Source organism: Streptomyces sp. SID486 (assembly GCF_009865385.1).
Lineage (GTDB): Bacteria > Actinomycetota > Actinomycetes > Streptomycetales > Streptomycetaceae > Streptomyces.
This window is the reverse complement of record NZ_WWJT01000467.1, coordinates 1-262: the sequence shown is the minus strand read 5'-3', so window position 1 is coordinate 262 and position 262 is coordinate 1. Positions and strand designations below refer to the sequence as shown.

The 262-nt window shown below is 73.7% G+C and carries 1 pseudogene; it reads right to left on the bottom strand.

The features are described 5' to 3' along the window. A pseudogene (locus GT045_RS21955) lies at positions 1 to 262 on the bottom strand (peptidase M4 family protein); the annotation flags it as partial.

Genomic DNA, 262 nt, shown 5'->3' with positions numbered 1-262 from the left:
GTCCTTGACGACGTCCTTGACGACCAGCTTCTCCTTGGCGCCGAGACCTATTCGGCGCGCGGTCGCGGCGGCGCCCTGCTGCGCCTGGTGGACGAGCGTGGTACGGGTGGCGGCGGACAGCGTGGCCGGTGCCGCCGCGAGCGGCTTCGCGGACCCGGGTGCGGCCGCGATCTGCGCGGAGGCACTGGTGGTCAGACCGGTGGAGACGAGGGCTCCGGCGGCCACGGCGGTGGCGATGGCCAGAGTGGTGCGCTTGTGACGC